This window comes from Sphingomonas elodea ATCC 31461 (assembly GCF_000226955.1).
Lineage (GTDB): Bacteria > Pseudomonadota > Alphaproteobacteria > Sphingomonadales > Sphingomonadaceae > Sphingomonas > Sphingomonas elodea.
On the sequence record NZ_AGFU01000110.1, the window covers coordinates 1 to 593 of the forward strand.

The window sequence follows — 593 nt, forward strand, 5'->3', positions numbered from 1 at the left end:
CGGCGCGGGGGATGCTGGGCAAGGCGAGCGAGGTCGCGGCGGCGGCGGAACAGTCGGCGGTGGCGATGCGCGAGGCGGCGATGACGGCGGCGGGTCTGATCCGCGCGATCGAGGATGCGCGCACCGAAGTGGAAGCGGCGGCGGCGATCGCCACGCGCGCGAGCGGCCAGGCGAGCGATGCGGTGGGGATGAGCGAGATGCTGTCCGACCACGCCAAGTCGATCGAATCGATCCTGGGCCTCATCCGCGACATCGCCGGACAGACCAACCTGCTGGCGCTGAACGCGACGATCGAGGCGGCGCGGGCGGGCGATGCCGGCCGCGGCTTCGCGGTGGTGGCGCAGGAGGTGAAGAGCCTCGCCAACCAGACGGCGCGGGCGACCGACGACATCGCCGCCAAGATCGCCGCGATCCAGTCCGCGACGCGTTCCACCGTGGAGACCAATGCCTCGATCCGGGCGACCGTTTCCGAAGTGCAGGAGAGCGCCAACCGCATCCGCACCGCGATGGAAATCCAGGCGCAGACCGTCACCGCGATCACCGCGGCGGTGGACGAGACCGCGCTGGCGGCCGATTCGATGTCCGCCACGATC

Annotated in this window: 1 protein-coding gene; it reads left to right on the forward strand. The window is 71.3% G+C overall.

Features of this window, described 5'->3' with window-relative positions; genetic code table 11:
• Positions 1 to 593, forward strand: a 593-nt coding sequence (locus KK7_RS0119140; protein WP_010546251.1) for a methyl-accepting chemotaxis protein, incomplete at both ends; no start/stop codon positions are given.